Genomic DNA, 221 nt, shown 5'->3' on the forward strand with positions numbered 1-221 from the left:
TCGGGAAACCTGTCGTGCCAGCTGCATTAATGAATCGGCCAACGCGCGGGGAGAGGCGGTTTGCGTATTGGGCGCCAGGGTGGTTTTTCTTTTCACCAGTGAGACGGGCAACAGCTGATTGCCCTTCACCGCCTGGCCCTGAGAGAGTTGCAGCAAGCGGTCCACGCTGGTTTGCCCCAGCAGGCGAAAATCCTGTTTGATGGTGGTTAACGGCGGGATAT

The 221-nt window shown here is 57.9% G+C and carries 1 protein-coding gene; it reads right to left on the reverse strand.

Translation table 11 applies throughout. From position 1 onward, the window contains the following. On the reverse strand, positions 1-221 hold a 221-nt coding region (locus LKX83_RS33315; protein WP_227887590.1), incomplete at both ends, for a substrate-binding domain-containing protein.

Origin of the sequence: Cohnella baijiui (assembly GCF_020731285.1) — a bacterium.
Lineage (GTDB): Bacteria > Bacillota > Bacilli > Paenibacillales > Paenibacillaceae > Cohnella.